We start from the raw sequence: 14,998 nt of genomic DNA, 5'->3' as shown, positions 1-14,998 counted from the left end.
TGGTCTACTTGGCCTCGCCGAGGTGGGCCGCGAAGAACTCTGCCAGCTTCGCAACTGAGGGGCCGACGTACTGCTCCTTGTCGTAGAGATCGACATGGCTGGCGCCGTTGATCCAGTGCAGCTCCTTCCGGCCCCGGGCATGCTGGAACGCCTCCACCCCCATCCAGGAGGTCTCCGCCTCGCGTCCCACAACCATCAGCAGCGGGCGGGGCGCGATCATGTCGACGAAGCGGAAGGCGTCGAAGGTAGCCAGGTGGTCGATGCTGGACCAGGGGAGGAACTTGGTCGAGCACGGGTGCTGGGCGCGGTCGGTGCAGCAGTACTCGTACCCCTCGTAGCCGTGCTGCCCGGCCAGGGCACGGGCCTGCTCCGCGGTGTCGGGGAAGAGCTGGAAGGTCTGGACACCCTCGCCGCGGGCCTCGGCGGTTCGGGCGGCTGCGGCCGCGTCGAGCATGCCCTGAAAGACGGCGGGATCCTGGGTGCCGTCGGCGCCCAGGCGGAACTGGCGGGCGATGTCCACGCCGCTGACGGTGCCGACGGCCTTGATGCGGTGGTCGGACGCGGCGGCGGTGAGCAGGTAACCGCCGGAGGCGCAGATGCCCAGCCCTCCGATGTGTTCGGGGTCGACTTCGTCGCGGGCGGTGAGGAAGGAGACCGCTGCCTTCATGTCCTCCACCCGGTGAGCCGGGTCCTCCAGGCCGCGCGGCTCACCCTCGCTCTGCCCCTGGTAAGCGGCGTCGAACGCCAGGGTGACGAAGCCCACAAAGGGGGCAGCAGTCGCGAAGGGGCGAGTGCCGGTGACCGCTGCGTCCGCCGGCCACATCCCCACAGTCGAGCCGCCCGGAACGAGGCACCAGGGAACGTCCCGCCTATGCAGACCAGTACCAGGCACGCGGGAGGCCGTGCACGGCTGACGGTCTCGGAGCCACTCAGCGTCGTCCTCCCGGAACGGGGCTGAGCCGGACGATCGAGGCGGTGCCGAACCGGCCGATGCTTGCCGCACGGCCACCGGACGGTGGGCGGCCACGGCAGGAGGACCACATGAGCATCACAACTCACCGCATCGGCAGCCAGGGCATGACGGCGTCGGTCGAAGGACTGGGCACCATGGGGATGACCGCGATGTACGGCACCCGGGACGACGCCGGCTCGGTGGAGACGATCCACCGGGCGGTCGAGCTCGGGGTCACGTTGTTCGACACGGCCGACATGTACGGCCCGTTCACGGGTGAGGAACTGGTCGGACGCGCGGTGGCGCCGTATCGGGACGGGGTCCTTCTGGCGACGAAGTTCGGCGGACTGACACTGGACGAGTCGGGGAACGTCGTCGGCGGTCCGAACGGCCGGCCGGAGTACCTGCGTCGCTCGGTGGAGGGCTCCCTGCGCCGGCTCGGCACGGACCTTGTCGATCTGTACTACCTGCACCGCGTCGACCCCGACGTACCGGTGGCAGAGACGTTCGGCGCGCTCGGCGAGCTGGTCGCGGAGGGCAAGGTGCGGTACCTGGGCATCAGCGAGGCATCCGCCGACACGATCCGCGCCGCCCACGCGGCCGCCCCCCTGTCGGCCGTGCAGACCGAGTACTCCCTGTTCACGCGGACGGTGGAGACCAACGGCGTACTCGACACGGTGCGCGAGCTGGGTATCGGCTTCGTGGCCTACGCACCGCTGGGCCGCGGGTTCCTGACCGGTCGGCTTCGCTCGCTCGACGAGCTTTCGGAGCAGGACTGGCGGCGCACCGCCCCCCGTTTCAGTGATGAGAACTTCGCGCACAACCTCGCGCTCGCCGACCGTGTGCGGAAGATCGCCGAGCGGGTCGGCGTCACGCCCGGGCAGCTGGCTCTGGCGTGGGTGCTGGCCCAGGGCGCCACCGCCATTCCCGGCACCAAGCGGCGCTCCTATCTGGAGGAGAATGTCGCCGCCGCGGCGCTCACCTTGGACGCGGATACGCTGAGCGAGCTCGAGGAGGCGATTCCCGCCGTCGAGGTGGCGGGTGAGCGGTACTACTCGGAGGCCATGACGTCGATCCAGGAATGAGCATCGAGATGAACCACAACGACCTAGGAGAGTTTCTGCGGGCCAGGCGTGAGGCGCTGCGGCCGGCCGACGTCGGGCTGGTCGCGGGCGGCCGCCGCCGGACCCCCGGTCTGCGACGCTCCGAGGTCGCGCTCCTGGCCGACATCTCCGTCGACTACTACGAGCGGCTGGAGCAGGCCCGCAACGCGCACCCGTCGCAGGCGGTGCTGGCAAGCCTGGCCGGGGCACTGCGCCTGTCCGTGGCCGAGCGCGATCATCTCTACCGGCTCGCCGGCTACGCGCCGCCGCCCGCAGGCGCGGCCGGCCGCTACGTCGACCCCGCGATGCTGTTCCTGCTCGACGCCCTGACCACGGTGCCGGCGCATGTCATGGACGACCTGTCCACGATGCTCGACCAGAACCGGCTCAGCCGGGCGCTGTTCGGCTCGTGGGAGCTGGGCGACGAGCGGACCGGCAATGTGACTTGGCGATGGTTCACCGATCCGGAGTCGCGGGCGCTCAACGCCAGCGAGGAACACGAGGCGATCGGGCGCGGCTACGCCGCCGACCTGCGGTCCGCCGCCGCACGGCGTGGCAAGGACGCCGTGGCGGACCGCCTGATCGCCGACCTGCTTCAGGCCAGCGAGGAGTTCGCCCGGTACTGGGACGAGATGGCGGTCAGCCCTCTGGGCTCCACGCGCAAGCGACTGGTCCATCCGCATGTGGGGCCGCTCGATGTGCAGTGCGATGTCGTTCTCGGCTCGGCCACTGGGCACCGCATGGTGCTCTTCCGGCCGCAGCCGGGGTCGAGCACTGCCGAGCAGTTCGAGTTCCTCGAGGTGCTGGGGGAACACCCTCTCGGCAGCTGAGTACTCCCCGAGGGACAGCGAGCAGGGTCAACAAGCCTCTACGAAAAAACTCGCCGAACTATATGGACGTGGCGTACACATCCGTGCTTATATGAACTCAGCGTTCATATTCAACGGAGCAGGAGGAAGACCATGACCACCACCCCCACCACCCCGCGTGTCGCCCTCGTCACCGGCGGTTCCGGCGGCATCGGCAGGGCAGTCGTCGAGCGGCTCGCCGCAGACGGGTTCGCCGTCGCGGTGCACTACTCCGGCAACAAGGTCAAGGCCGAATCCCTCGTCTCCGAGATCACCGCATCCGGCGGGCAGGCCGTCGCCGTCGGCGGTGACGTGGCCGACGAGCACGCCATGGGAGTGGCCTTCGACGCCGTCGAGACCGCATTCGGCGGGATCGACGTGGTGATCAACACCGCCGGAATCATGGTGCTCGCGCCCATCGCCGAACTGAATCTGGACGACCTGGACCGGATGCACCGCACGAACATCCGCGGCACCTTCGTCGTCGCCCAGCAGGCCGCTCGTCGCGTCCGCTCCGGTGGCGCGATCATCAACGTGTCCACATCGGTCACTCGCACCCAGCTCCCGACCTACGGCGCGTACGTCGCGAGCAAGGCCGCCGCGCAGAGCATCACGCTGATCCTCGCCCGCGAACTGCGCGGCAGGGACATCACCGTCAACACCGTCGCGCCGGGCCCGATCGCCACCCCGCTCTTCCTCGAGGGCAAGGACGAGGCCACGGTCGCCAACTTCGCCAAGGCCACCCCGCTGGAGCGGCTCGGTGCCCCGCAGGACGTCGCCGAATCGGTCGCCTTCCTCGCCGGACCCGCCCGCTGGGTCAACGGCCAGGTTCTCTACACCAACGGCGGTCTCGCCTGACGTCGTCGTCACGGCACCGGAACCACCGCCCCAGCATCTCGAAGAACCGTTCTCCGAAAGGGGAGACCACCCGTGTCATCCGTCGTTCTCATCACCGGCGCCGCCACCGGTATCGGCAACCTCACCGCCCGCGCGCTCGCCGCTGCCGGCCACACCGTCTACGCCAGCATGCGCGACGTCCGGGGCCGCAACGCCGACCGCGCCGAGGAACTCCTGGAGTTCGGCCGCCACGAAGGACAGGACATCCGCGTCGTGGAACTCGACGTGCAGTCCGAAGCCTCGGCCGAAGCGGCAGTGGCGACCGTCATCGGCGAGGCCGGCCGGCTCGACACCGTCGTCCACAACGCCGGACACCTCTACGTCGGTTACGTGGAGGCGTTCACGCCCGAGGACATCCACCGCCTCCTGGACATCAACATGGTCGGCATCCAGCGCGTCAACCGGGCAGCCCTGCCTCACATGCGGTCACGTCGCTCCGGCACCCTCCTCTACGTCGGCAGCACCACCTCGGTGGTGGTGCCGCCCTTCATGGGCCCCTACGTGGCGTCGAAGTCCGCCGCCGACGCGCTCGCCCAGGTCACGGCGTACGAGGTGAGCCAGTTCGGCATCGAGACCACCATCGTGATGCCAGGCCCCTTCACCCAGGGAACCGAGCACTTCCCCAACGCGGGCCGCACCGATGACGCCGTGCGCGCCGACGCCTACGCCCCGCTGGATGCGATGGTGGCCCGCAACGAGGCGGCCACGGAGGCCCTGTTCCCGCCCGGCGTGGACGCCCACCCGCGTGCCGTCGCCGAGGAGATCACCCGCGTTCTCGCCCTTCCGGCCGGCACCCGCCCCTTCCGGACCGTGGTCGACTTCAGTCAGGCCGGCGTGGAGGAGGTCAACGAGGTCCTGCGCCGTGCCCAGGAGCAGTTCGTCACCCGCCTCGGTTTCGGCGAACTCCTCCACGTCCGGGGAGCGCGGCCCTCGGCCGCGGAACACGATCGCATCGTGCCGGCGTGAGCCGGTTCCTGACGTCCGGCTTCCTAGACTGGTCGGATCAGGGAACGCTGCGAGGGAGAGACAACGTGACGAAGCAGGCCGAGGGCGCCGACGGGCGCCCGGCCCGCGGGCGGGGGCGTCGCCCGGCCGACGAGGTCCGTGCGGACGTCTTCCGCGTGGTCGGGGAGGTGCTCCTCAACGAGGGAATCGCCGACCTGACCTTCGAGCGGGTGGCCCGCCTGTCCGGTGTCAGCAAGACGACGCTCTACAAGTGGTGGCCCTCCAAGGGCGCCCTCGCCCTGGAGGGCTACTTCCACGCCGTCGAGGAGTCCCTCGCTTTCGAGGACACCGGCGACATCCGCGCCGACCTCACGAAGCAACTGCGCGCGTTCGCGCGGATACTGACCCGGACACCGGCCGGACGGGTGGTGACCGAATTGATCGGCCAGTCCCAGACCGACGAGGACCTGGCCTCAGCCTTCCGCTCGATGTACTCCTCCGAGCGGCGACGGCTGGCCGGCGAGCGGCTGCTACGTGCCAAGCAGCAGGGCCAGATCCGGGACGACGTGAACGTCCAGGTCCTCGTCGACCAACTCTGGGGCGCCGTCTACCACCGGATGCTGGTCCCTGACGAGCCCGTTACCGACGACTTCGTCGTCGCCTTGGTCACCAACCTGATCGACGGCGTCACACCGTCCTCCGCCTCTCCCCCGTCACCGACGCCTCCTCCGGAGAACGACACACCCTGATGCCGACAGTCCCCTGGCCTTCCGAGGTCGAGGACCAGGGGACTGTGGTCCGCCACGGCCGACCGACGTAACGCGGCCCTGGTCAGGGCCGGTGCGGGCCGGTGATCTGCCGGTCCTCGTCCGCCGTCGGCTTGGGGATCTGCGTGCCCGGACCGTAGAGGACGCGGCTGAGCCCGGCTCGCAGCCGCGCGGATGCGGTCGGCCTGGGATCCGCCCCGTGGCCGGCTGCGACAGGGGCGGCCGTCAGGGGTGCGTACTGTTGGTGTGCCGTGAGGGTGTACAGGTCCGCCCGGGCGAGCGGTTGGTGAACCTCGACGAACTCGCCATGTGGCAGTCGGCGGATGACGCCCGTCTCCCGGCCGTGCAGCACCATGTCGCGGTCCCGACGCTGGAGACCGAGAGCCCACCGCTTCGCCACGACGTAGGCGATCGGCGGGGCCGCGACGAGCCCGACGCGGACCGCCCACGTCACCGCGTTCACGGACACGTGCAGTTGAGTGGCGATCAGGTCGTTGGCCGCTCCGATCAGGGCCACGCCGTAGGCGGTCAGCCAAGCCGCGCCGAAGCCGGTACGCACCGGGCGGTTGCGTGGTCTGTCGAGAAGATGGTGTTCGCGATCGTCACCCGTCGCCCAGGACTCGATGAAGGGATAGACACCGAGGGCCAGGAAGAGGCCGGCGCTTGCCATCAGCGGGATGAGGTTGTCGAGAGCCAAGGTGTGACCCCACGCGTTGATCTCCCAGCCGGGCATGACACGGAGCAGGCCGTCGGCGACGCCCATGTACCAGTCGGGCTGGGACCCCGCCGAGACCTGGTCCGCACGGTAGGGCCCGTAGCGCCATATGGGGTTGATCTGCGCGATCGACGCGATGGTGAAGATCATTCCAGTGACCAGGAAGAAGTAGCCCCCGGATTTTGCGGCGTACACGCGAAAGGGCAGACCGACGACATTGCGGTTGGTTCGACCTGGTCCGGGGAACTGCGCGTTGCCCTGCCGCCGGAACAGCACGATCTGCACGACGATGAGGGTGACCATGACGGCGGGTATGAGGACGACGTGGATCGTGTTGAAGCGCCCTATCACGTCGTCGCCCGGGAAGCTTCCCCCGAACAGGAACATTGACAGGTAGGTGCCGACCACGGGTATGGACAGGAGCGTCCCGTTCACGACCGCCAGCCCGGTTCCGGAAAGCAGATCGTCCGGCAGGTCGTATCCCGTCAGTCCGCCGAACATTCCCAGGACCAGCAGGAGCAGGCCAATTACCCAACTGATCTCACGCGGCATCCGGTAGGCACCGGTGAAGAAGACGCGCATCACATGCGTCAACATGGCGGCGACGAAGATGAGCGCCGCCCAGTGGTGGGCCTGCCTGATCAGGAGGCCACCGCGCACGTCGAAGGAGATGTGCATGGTCGAGTTGAAGGCCTCCGACACCAGCTGGCCCCGCAGAGGGGCGTAGCTGCCCTGATACACCATGGGCGCGGAGGAGGGGTGGAAGTAGAAGGACAGGTAAATACCTGTCACCAGGAGGACGAGAAAACTGTAGAGACAGATCTGCGCCAGGAGAAAGGACCAGTGGTCGGGGAAGACCCTGCTCATGACGGTCCCTTTGAGGTGGCGGGTCCCGAGCCGGCGGTCGACCCATTGGGCGACCTTCTCCCCCATCCCCGCCCCACCCAGCCGCGCACGGGTCGACGTGCTCTCGTTTTCCATACGTCACCACTCAACTTTCACCGGTGAAGGCACTGCGCACCGGCACCGCGGGGTCCGGGTGTGCTAGTTCCTGTCACCTTTATGACCGGGTGGCCCGATTGTTTGTGACATGGGTGGGGGCCGCGTCAGCGCAGCGAGCCGAGAATCACAGCGACGATCAGCACCATGGTCAGGCTGATCAGGATCATCGACGTCCTGGTCCCCCGCAGCCATCGTCCCAAGCGCAGCTCATGCTCTTCCTGCGCCGCTTCGAGGGCGTTGGTGATGTGTCCCGTCACCATGCGCGCGACGTGTCGCTGCTCTTCGACGTACCAGCGCTCGATACGGACTCTCTGCTCCATCGTCAGTTCCGGCACATAGGCGAGGAAGGCTGCGACACGTCGTCTCGCCGCGGCCATGTGGGCCTGCCTGTACAAGAAGTGCTCCATGTCGATCAAGCCGCGTGCGGCCTCCTCACGCGCGTCCATACTGTGCCTCCAAGGAAGGAATGAGAGTGTGAGCGGCCCGCCGCCGGCTCACGCCGGCACCTGGTCGCTCCTGTGCCCCTCGCCGGGGCGCTGCGGATCGCCACCGGCAACGAACGCGTCCCGTGGGTGCTGGACGGAGGCCAGGGAGACGAGGTCCCGGCCGAACAGGGCCGCAGTGAGCCAGACACTGAGAACACGGACCTTGCGCTCCCACGTGGGCACGGCCAGAACGTGGTAGCCGCGGTGCATCAGCCAGGCGGGAACACCCTTGATGACGATGCTCTTGTACTGGAAGATGCCTCGCCCCAACCCGAGCGTCGCCACGACTCCCAGGCTCTTGTGGCGATAGTGACGGATCCTGCCTCCGTGCAGGCTCGCCACGATGTTCTTCGCGAGCAGCTTGCCCTGTCGTACGGCGTGCTGGGCGTTCGGCACCGTGTGTGCCCCCGGAACGGGTGACGCCAGGTCCGGCACCGCGGCGTCGTCCCCGGCGGCCCAGACGTCCGGCACCGGGTCGCTGTCGGTGCCCGCGCGAAGATCCGGGCGGACCACGAGCAGGCCTCGCTGATCGACCGGCAGGTCCGTGTGGTTGTGCACGACCGGGTTCGAGGCATTGCCCGCTGTCCAGACGATCAGTGCGGAGTCGAACTTCTCACCGCTGGAGAGCACGACGTGTCCGTCCACGGCCGAGACGAGCTGCGTGTTCAGATGGACGCGCGCACCTCGCCGCTGCAGTGAGCGCACCACCCAGGCGCCGGGCCCGTCCGAGACTTCGGGCAGAATGCGGTCACGGGCCTCGACCAGGTGGAAGGACAGCTCGTCGAAGCTCAGTTCCGGATAGGACTCGAGCATGGCGGTCGCCAGCGACAGCAGTTCACCGAAACCTTCGACGCCGGAAAAGCCGCCCCCCACGAAGGTCACGGTGAGCAGCTTCCGGCGCTCCGCGCCCGGCGGCAGCGAAGCTGCCTGGTCGAAGGCGGTCATCAGCTGGTCACGAACGGCCACCGCCTCTTCCACGTGCTTCAGACCGATCGCCTGCTGGGCGAGCCCCGGAATCGGGAAGGTACGAGTGACCGCGCCGGCGGTGACCACGAGGATGTCGTATCCGAGCTCGTAGTCGGCTCCGCTCGCGGGCCGGACGACGACCGTTCTGTCCGCATGGCGGATCTGCGTGACGCTGCCCGCGATGATTCGGGTGCTGCTCAGGTGTCGCCGCAACGACACCGCGGCGTGGCGTGCTTCGACCGATCCCGCCGTGACCTCCGGCAGGAACGGCTGGTAGGTCATGTAGGGGCGCGGGTCCACGATCGTTACCCTGGCCTCGCCCTTGCGCAGCCTCTTCTCGAGCCCCCAAGCCGTGTAGAAGCCCGAGTAGCCCCCGCCGACGATCAGAATCTCACGCATGGTTCCCTCTGTTGGTTGTGCTCACCAAACAGACAAGGTGGGGCGGAGCGGTGTGACAGCCGTTCTTAAGCGGGCTCCGGGCACGGGAGGCCGTCTTCCCGGAGCTGGCCACCTGCCGGGGCCGGACGACCCGGCTGCACCGACGAGATCCGCAGCACACGGGCGGCGTGGGTGTGGCCGCGGAGCCCGCCGTGGCCCGGCGCCGGAACGCCTGGGCAGGACGGACCGGTCCGTGGCCCGACCCACTCGGCTCCGCTTCGGCCGGCATGCCGACCTGCACGTTTTCACCTGTCCGGCCGACCCCGGACTCGGCCGACACCGTCCCGCCTCGCGCATCGAGGTGGACCTGCGCGATCTGGGCGGCGTGGTCCTTGCGGTCGGTGCTCACCAGGCGGGCGCCCGGAGCAGTCGGCACTGCCGGGCTGCCCGCTCGGTCTCGCGGTGCACATGTGAGACAACGACCCGGCGCTGCCGGCAACTTGCGCCGCAGAGCCGGGTCGGATCGCGTAGCACGGGCTGGATCGCGATGAGCGCGTGCCGCGTGCGTCAGGCCGCCTGGGTGAGTTCGGCACGGCCGAACAGCAGGGCGTAGCCGGAGGGGAGTTGGGCGAGGATGCGACTCAGGAGTTCCTCGCCGGCGAGTTGTGCCACGATGCGCAGGACGGTACCGGTGTCCCATCGGGCGGTGGCTGCCGTGCCGCCGGTGTGGGACGCCACGTCTTTGACGAAGCCCCAGCCGGTGAGGCGTTCGGTGGCGGGGATCTGGGCTGTGAAGGCGACGGCGGCCTCGTGGGGCAATCTGGCCGCGAGCTCCACTCGCTCGTCGCCGGTGATCTGGCGTCCGAGGGCGGCCAGCACGGCGCCCACGGACTCCTCGGCCTGTGCGCAGGTGGCGTATGCGCCTTCGTGACGCACTCTTTCCAGCATCTGCTCGAACGTCATACCCGCGGTGGACCGGCGCGGCTCCTGCAGGGGAATCATCGGTGACGCGGTTGCCTTTCTCGTCTCAGGTGATCGCGAAGCGGTGGCCGGGACTCGCCCGCCGACCACCGGCCTCGCTCGGGTGGGGGAAGAGGTGCCGCTGCCGGGGCTATGCGGGCTGGGGGTGGCCGAACAGCAGGTCGTATCCCGCTGGGAGCTGGAGCAGGATGCGGCGGGTGAGTTCGTCGCCCGCCGCGTCGGCGGCCACGCTGAGCACAGCGCTCACGTCCCACGTCGCGGTCTGTTCCGTGGCTCCCTCGATCCATGCCGCGGTGGCCCGTACGAATCGCTCAGGGGAGAGCGGTTCGTGTGCCTGGAGCGGATTGAGCAGGATGAGTGCCAAGTGTTCCGGCAGCCGGGCGGCCAGTTCCGCCCGTACCCGTCCCACCAGGTGCGCGCCCAGCAGGGCCAGCACGGTGCGGGCCGCCCGCTCGGCTTCCTCAGTGGTCTTGTACTCGCCGCGTTCCCGGACCTGGTTGAGGAACGCCTCCCATCGCATGGTCATCGCTGCTCCCTTGGCATGTGCGGCGGAGAGCGGAGGCCGGGGGGCGACCGCGGGGAAGGCCGCCCCCGGCCTCCGGCGCGCGGCTGGGGCGGAGACTCAGCCGCTGATCTCCTTGTGCGCGGAGCCGCCGCCGATGGCGATCTTGCGCGGCTTTGCGCGCTCGGCGATCGGGATACGCAGGGTCAGCACACCCGCGTCGTAGTCCGCCTTGATCCGCTCGGTATCCAGGGTGTCGGCCAGCATGACCTGGCGGGAGAAGACGCCCAGAGGCCGCTCGGAGAGCTCCATCTGCACGTCGTCCGCCTTGGTGACAGGCCGCCGCTCGGCCTTGACGGTCAGCATGTTCCGCTCGACGTCGATGTCGATCGCGTCCGCGGACACACCGGGCAGGTCAAGGGCGATCACGTACTCCTCGCCCTCCCGATAGGCGTCCATGGGCATCGCCGACGGCCGCGACCAAGTCCCGGTCGTGTTCAAAAGCTGCTGGGTGAGGCGGTCGAGCTCCCTGAAGGGATCGGTGCGCATCAACATCGTGAAACACCTCCAGCGGTCAGTCAGGCACTTGCTGCCAATGCGTTCACCTGCCATCGTTGTAACACGTCATCCAGACGATGACAAGTGAATGCGTCATCCAGATGACGACGCCAGAATCAGGAGGCTTCATGACCGTTGACGATCAGCCCACCGCCCATGGCCGCGGCATCACCCCGGCATCTTTCGTCGCCGCCGCCGCGGCGCTGCACCAGATCAACGAGGTCATGCGCGCCGCCCGGACCTCGCCGGACGGTAAGCACCCCGAGCCGGGCCAGGACAGCTCGGAGCAGGCACTCGCCGCACTCCTGCTGCTGCGCGAAGTGCGCGACCAGCTGGCCGAGTGGGAACCGAGCCTGATCGAAGTGGCCCGGGAGGCGGGCGCCAGTTGGGCCGAGCTCGCCCACCCCCTCGGCGTCTCCAGCCGCCAGGCCGCCGAGCGCCGCTATCTGCGCGTACGCCCAGGCAGCCCGGGGTCGACGGGCGAACAGCGGGTTCGGGCCGCCCGCGACCGCCGCGCCGCCGACCGCACCGTCACCGCCTGGGCCCGCGTCAACGCCGCGGACCTTCGCCGGCTCGCCGGCCAGATCACCGCGCTCACCGACCTCTCCAGCGCCGCGCGCACCCCGCTCGCCGAGCTCAGTGCCGCCCTCGCCGACAACGACGCCGCCGCCCTCGTCGGCCCCCTGACAGCTACACACGCGCATCTGGAGTCCGACCACCCCGACCTCGCCGCGCGTGTCGACGACATCGTGCGCCACACACACCGGCTCCGCCGACACAGCGGCGACCAGCGTCACAGCCAAGCGTGACGCGGTGGCGACGTACGGCGCCGCGGGAGTAGCACCCCGATCAGGGCCAGGACGGGGTCCTCCTGCGGTCCGTCCGCGCCCGCATCCGCCGTCCCGGGAGGCGACGGCCGTTTGGCAGCGGTGAGTCGACGCACCGGATAAGACCGACCTGTACAGCCGGAGAACGCACCTCGTTTCAAAGGCAAAGAAGCGGCAATTCGTCATAGAAAGGCACATAAAGGCGTAAGTGAGGAGGTCTGCCCGATGTCGACAGGGACACTTCTGGCAATCATCGTTCCCATCGTGGTGGTGATCGCCGTGGCGGCCGTGGCGGCCTCGCTGCTCATGCGCCGCCGGAAGCTACGTGAGCGCTTCGGCCCGGAGTACGAACGAACGATGGGGGACGCCGACAACCGCATGGCCGGCGAGCGTGAGCTCAGGGCCCGCGAGAAACGGCATGACGCGCTGGACATCAAGCCACTGGACAGCGGCGTGAGGGATCGGTACTCCAGGGACTGGACCAGCGTTCAGGAAGAGTTCGTGGACCGTCCCGAGGATGCCGTCCACGACGCGGATCGCCTCGTGACCTCCTTGATGCACGAGCGCGGCTACCCGACCCAGGACTTCGAGCAGCAGCTCAAAGACCTCTCGGTCGAGCACAGCCGCACACTCGAGCACTACCGGGCCGCGCACGATGTCGACGAGCTCAGCACCCGGCACGAGGCGACAACGGAGCAATTGCGGGGGGCGATGGTGCACTACCGGGCCTTGTTCGACGAGCTGCTCTCCGACGGCGGCGGTCCACGCCGCCACGCCCCGGCCTGAACAGATCGGCGAATCGCCCGTAGCCCCGATCCGGGAGGGAATGCCCCCCCCCGGAATGGAGGAGACATGGAGCGCAGAGACATACCGGATACCGCCACCACGAGCGGCCTGTCCACCGACGACCTCGCCCACCCACGAGAAGGGTCCACGCAGGAGGGCGCGACCAGGACACCGACCGACGTACCGACCTTCCCTGGTGAAAGCACCGACACGACAGGCAAGCCCGCGGAAGACGAGACCACGGGGGTCGGCGGAGCCACTCAGGACGCGGCGGCGGGAACGGACTCCAGCACGCAGGACGAGGTCCCGCAGCTCCTCACCCCGGAGGACGAGGAAGGCTTCCGCACACGCTGGCAGGAGGTGCAGAACAAGTTCGTGGACGACCCGCGCGACGCCGTACACACCGCCGATGCACTCGTCGCCGACGTCATGCAGAGGCTGGCCACGACGTTCGCCGACCACAAACAAGAACTGGAAGGGCAGTGGAACCGGGGCGAACAGGCGAACACCGAGGACCTGCGGCAGGCCCTACGCCACTACCGCTCGTTCTTCAACCGCCTGTTGGTCACCTGACGCCAGCGGCAGCAGAGACTCAAGACGGCGGTAGCGTCGGCTTACGCGCAGGTCGGTAGTCATGTCGCCGTGTCCGTCCGCTCGTCGGGAGCTGGCTGGGCTTCTGGCAGGCCGACCAGGGCGGCTGCTGCTCCCGTGCCGCTCGGGCTCGGCCCGAGCCATTCGCACAGCAGCACGGTGGCGTCGTCCTGAAGCTTGCCCTCGTGGTAGTCGAGGACGGCGTGGACCAGGCGGCGCAAGGTTTCCGGGACGGGCAGGCCATCGGCGTGGTGGCGGATGATGAAGTCGGTGAATCGGTCCACGCCGAATTCGTTTCCGGCCGGGCCGCGGGCCTCGGTGATGCCGTCGGTGTACAGCACGATGCGGTCTCCCGGTTCGAGCTGTTCGTGGCAGACGGTGCTGTCCAGGCCCAGACCGGTGCCCATGGGATGGGCGGGCGGGCATTTCAGGTGGGTGGTCCAGCGGCTGCCGCGGATGACGATGGGCGGCAAGTGGCCGCGGTTGACCCAGCTGAGCATGCCGGTGCGGGTGTCGAGGGTGGCGAGGACGCCGGTGACGTAGCGGTGGTGGTCGTACTGTTCAACCAGCGCTGCTTCTACGCCCTCGGCCTTGGCAACCAGGTCGGCCCCTGCCCGGCGGGCGTTGCGGCAGGCTCCCAAAGCGAGGGCCGCGCTCAGGCCGGCGGCGGTGTCGTGACCCATCGCGTCGAAGATGGTCAGATGCACCAGGGGTCCGTCGGTGGCGTACTCGTAGGCATCGCCACTGATCTGGTAGGCCGGTTCCATCGATGCGGAGATGATCACCCGCCCGTCGGCGTAGGTGCCCGGCGGCATCAGATTCCACTGCATCTCGGCAGCGATGTTCAGCGGCTCGGTGCGACACAGTTTCGCCAGCGTGTCGCTGGAGGTCCGCTTGCTGACGAGGATCAGAGCGATAAGGGCGGCCAGCCGGTCCAGGTCCTCCTGTGTGCGGGCGTCGTCATGCTCCGCTGCCGCATACAGCAGCCCGAGCCGCTCGGTGCCGTCCAGGATCGGAACCCACCACGCCGAACCCTCGCCCTCTGACGGATCAGCGGACACCATGTGGCCGTACTGGTACGCCCGCCCCGGCGCGGTGCCATCGATCCGGATCTCCGTCTGGTGACCACCGTCGGGCGGCTTCGGCCCCTCCAGCAGGCGCACCACCCGCCGCTGCAGATCCCCCAGGTAGATCAGCACGTCGGTGAAGCCCGCGGCCCGGGCATGTTCGGCCGCCGCCTCCGCCAGGCGGTCGATGGGCAACAGATGGCTGGCATCCAGCAGGCCGGCGAGCATCCGCCGCCCACCGGCCTCGCGCTCCTGGTCCACGCGTCCTCACCTCGCCTCACCGACGGCATCGACCGTTGCTGCGCTCGCCGGACGTCCCGCCGCTCCGGGCTTCGTCCGTGACCGCGGCACCGTATACCACCAGGAGTGCCCCGCCAGCCGCTCCCCTACCGCCAACACCATCCTCAGCCGTGGCCTCGATCCGCCAGGTGCGGCAGGACAGCGGCCCAAGGTCAGTCGTGGTGCAGGGGGTCCGCGTGTGCCTCGCAAGGGCTGAAGATCGCCAAATTCGGCGGCCATAAGGATAAAATAGCCACAAAAGCGTTTTGGCTGCAGCTTGATCCTGGTAGCCGACGCGCCTTCTCCCGCATGCCGCACCTGGGAGGGGTGTCGATGGATCCATGGCTCA

Annotated in this window: 16 protein-coding genes; 8 read left to right on the top strand and 8 right to left on the bottom strand. The window is 68.8% G+C overall.

Going from position 1 to position 14,998, the window contains the following annotated elements; genetic code table 11:
• Window positions 1-4: 4 nt before the first annotated feature.
• Entirely contained in the window at window positions 5-823 is an 819-nt protein-coding gene (locus AB0O67_RS04910; protein ID WP_365446184.1) for an alpha/beta hydrolase, read from the bottom strand.
• A 218-nt stretch (window positions 824-1,041) separates the two neighbouring features.
• Here AB0O67_RS04910 and AB0O67_RS04905 point away from each other — a divergent pair, with 218 nt between their 5' ends.
• From AB0O67_RS04905 to AB0O67_RS04885, 5 genes are all read left to right on the top strand, one after another.
• The gene (locus AB0O67_RS04905) at window positions 1,042-2,037 is read left to right on the top strand and encodes an aldo/keto reductase (protein ID WP_365446181.1); all 996 of its coding nucleotides are present in this window, start codon (window positions 1,042-1,044) and stop codon (window positions 2,035-2,037) included.
• Window positions 2,034-2,885 (top strand): helix-turn-helix transcriptional regulator, encoded by an 852-nt coding sequence (locus AB0O67_RS04900; RefSeq protein WP_365446178.1) that lies wholly within the window; start codon window positions 2,034-2,036, stop codon window positions 2,883-2,885. Before AB0O67_RS04905 ends, AB0O67_RS04900 begins: the two co-directional genes overlap by 4 nt.
• 132 nt (window positions 2,886-3,017) lie before the next feature.
• On the top strand, window positions 3,018-3,761 hold the full coding sequence (locus AB0O67_RS04895; RefSeq protein WP_365446175.1) for an SDR family oxidoreductase: 744 nt from the start codon (window positions 3,018-3,020) through the stop codon (window positions 3,759-3,761).
• Window positions 3,762-3,833: 72 nt separating this feature from the next.
• Entirely contained in the window at window positions 3,834-4,766 is a 933-nt protein-coding gene (locus tag AB0O67_RS04890; protein ID WP_365446172.1) for an SDR family NAD(P)-dependent oxidoreductase, read from the top strand.
• Between the two features lie 65 nt (window positions 4,767-4,831).
• Window positions 4,832-5,494, top strand: coding sequence for a TetR/AcrR family transcriptional regulator (locus tag AB0O67_RS04885; protein ID WP_365446170.1), 663 nt, complete (start codon window positions 4,832-4,834; stop codon window positions 5,492-5,494).
• Between the two features lie 82 nt (window positions 5,495-5,576).
• On the opposite strand, the gene AB0O67_RS04880 is transcribed toward AB0O67_RS04885, so the two are convergent.
• The 6 genes from AB0O67_RS04880 to AB0O67_RS04855 form a co-directional block, all read right to left on the bottom strand.
• Complete coding sequence (locus AB0O67_RS04880) at window positions 5,577-7,208, bottom strand: cytochrome bc complex cytochrome b subunit (RefSeq protein ID WP_365446167.1); 1,632 nt, start codon at window positions 7,206-7,208, stop codon at window positions 5,577-5,579.
• A gap of 125 nt (window positions 7,209-7,333) precedes the next feature.
• Window positions 7,334-7,675, bottom strand: coding sequence for a hypothetical protein (locus AB0O67_RS04875; RefSeq protein WP_365446164.1), 342 nt, complete (start codon window positions 7,673-7,675; stop codon window positions 7,334-7,336).
• Between the two features lie 48 nt (window positions 7,676-7,723).
• A complete protein-coding gene (locus AB0O67_RS04870; RefSeq protein WP_365446161.1) occupies window positions 7,724-9,079 on the bottom strand; it encodes an FAD-dependent oxidoreductase in 1,356 nt (451 codons plus the stop codon).
• A gap of 546 nt (window positions 9,080-9,625) precedes the next feature.
• Window positions 9,626-10,060: a DUF2267 domain-containing protein gene (locus tag AB0O67_RS04865; RefSeq protein WP_365446158.1), complete on the bottom strand. Its 435-nt coding sequence runs from the start codon at window positions 10,058-10,060 to the stop codon at window positions 9,626-9,628.
• A 109-nt stretch (window positions 10,061-10,169) separates the two neighbouring features.
• Window positions 10,170-10,565: a DUF2267 domain-containing protein gene (locus tag AB0O67_RS04860; RefSeq protein WP_365446155.1), complete on the bottom strand. Its 396-nt coding sequence runs from the start codon at window positions 10,563-10,565 to the stop codon at window positions 10,170-10,172.
• Between the two features lie 96 nt (window positions 10,566-10,661).
• The gene (locus tag AB0O67_RS04855) at window positions 10,662-11,096 is read right to left on the bottom strand and encodes an Hsp20/alpha crystallin family protein (protein WP_365446152.1); all 435 of its coding nucleotides are present in this window, start codon (window positions 11,094-11,096) and stop codon (window positions 10,662-10,664) included.
• Between the two features lie 131 nt (window positions 11,097-11,227).
• On the opposite strand from AB0O67_RS04855, the gene AB0O67_RS04850 reads away from it, so the two are divergent.
• The 3 genes from AB0O67_RS04850 to AB0O67_RS04840 all read left to right on the top strand — a co-directional run bounded on the left by AB0O67_RS04850 (window position 11,228) and on the right by AB0O67_RS04840 (window position 13,285).
• The gene (locus AB0O67_RS04850) at window positions 11,228-11,908 is read left to right on the top strand and encodes a type III effector protein (RefSeq protein ID WP_365446149.1); all 681 of its coding nucleotides are present in this window, start codon (window positions 11,228-11,230) and stop codon (window positions 11,906-11,908) included.
• Between the two features lie 243 nt (window positions 11,909-12,151).
• Window positions 12,152-12,712, top strand: a complete 561-nt coding sequence (locus AB0O67_RS04845) for a hypothetical protein (RefSeq protein WP_365446146.1) — start codon at window positions 12,152-12,154, stop codon at window positions 12,710-12,712.
• A gap of 66 nt (window positions 12,713-12,778) precedes the next feature.
• Complete coding sequence (locus tag AB0O67_RS04840; protein WP_365446143.1) at window positions 12,779-13,285, top strand: hypothetical protein; 507 nt, start codon at window positions 12,779-12,781, stop codon at window positions 13,283-13,285.
• A gap of 59 nt (window positions 13,286-13,344) precedes the next feature.
• Here AB0O67_RS04840 and AB0O67_RS04835 read toward each other — a convergent pair whose 3' ends face one another.
• Window positions 13,345-14,598 (bottom strand): PP2C family protein-serine/threonine phosphatase, encoded by a 1,254-nt coding sequence (locus AB0O67_RS04835; protein ID WP_365446368.1) that lies wholly within the window; start codon window positions 14,596-14,598, stop codon window positions 13,345-13,347.
• Between the last annotated feature and the right edge of the window lie 400 nt (window positions 14,599-14,998).

This window comes from Streptomyces sp. NPDC086077 (assembly GCF_040686175.1).
In the GTDB taxonomy this organism is placed as follows: domain Bacteria; phylum Actinomycetota; class Actinomycetes; order Streptomycetales; family Streptomycetaceae; genus Streptomyces.
This window is presented reverse-complemented; position numbering and strand designations above follow the sequence as displayed.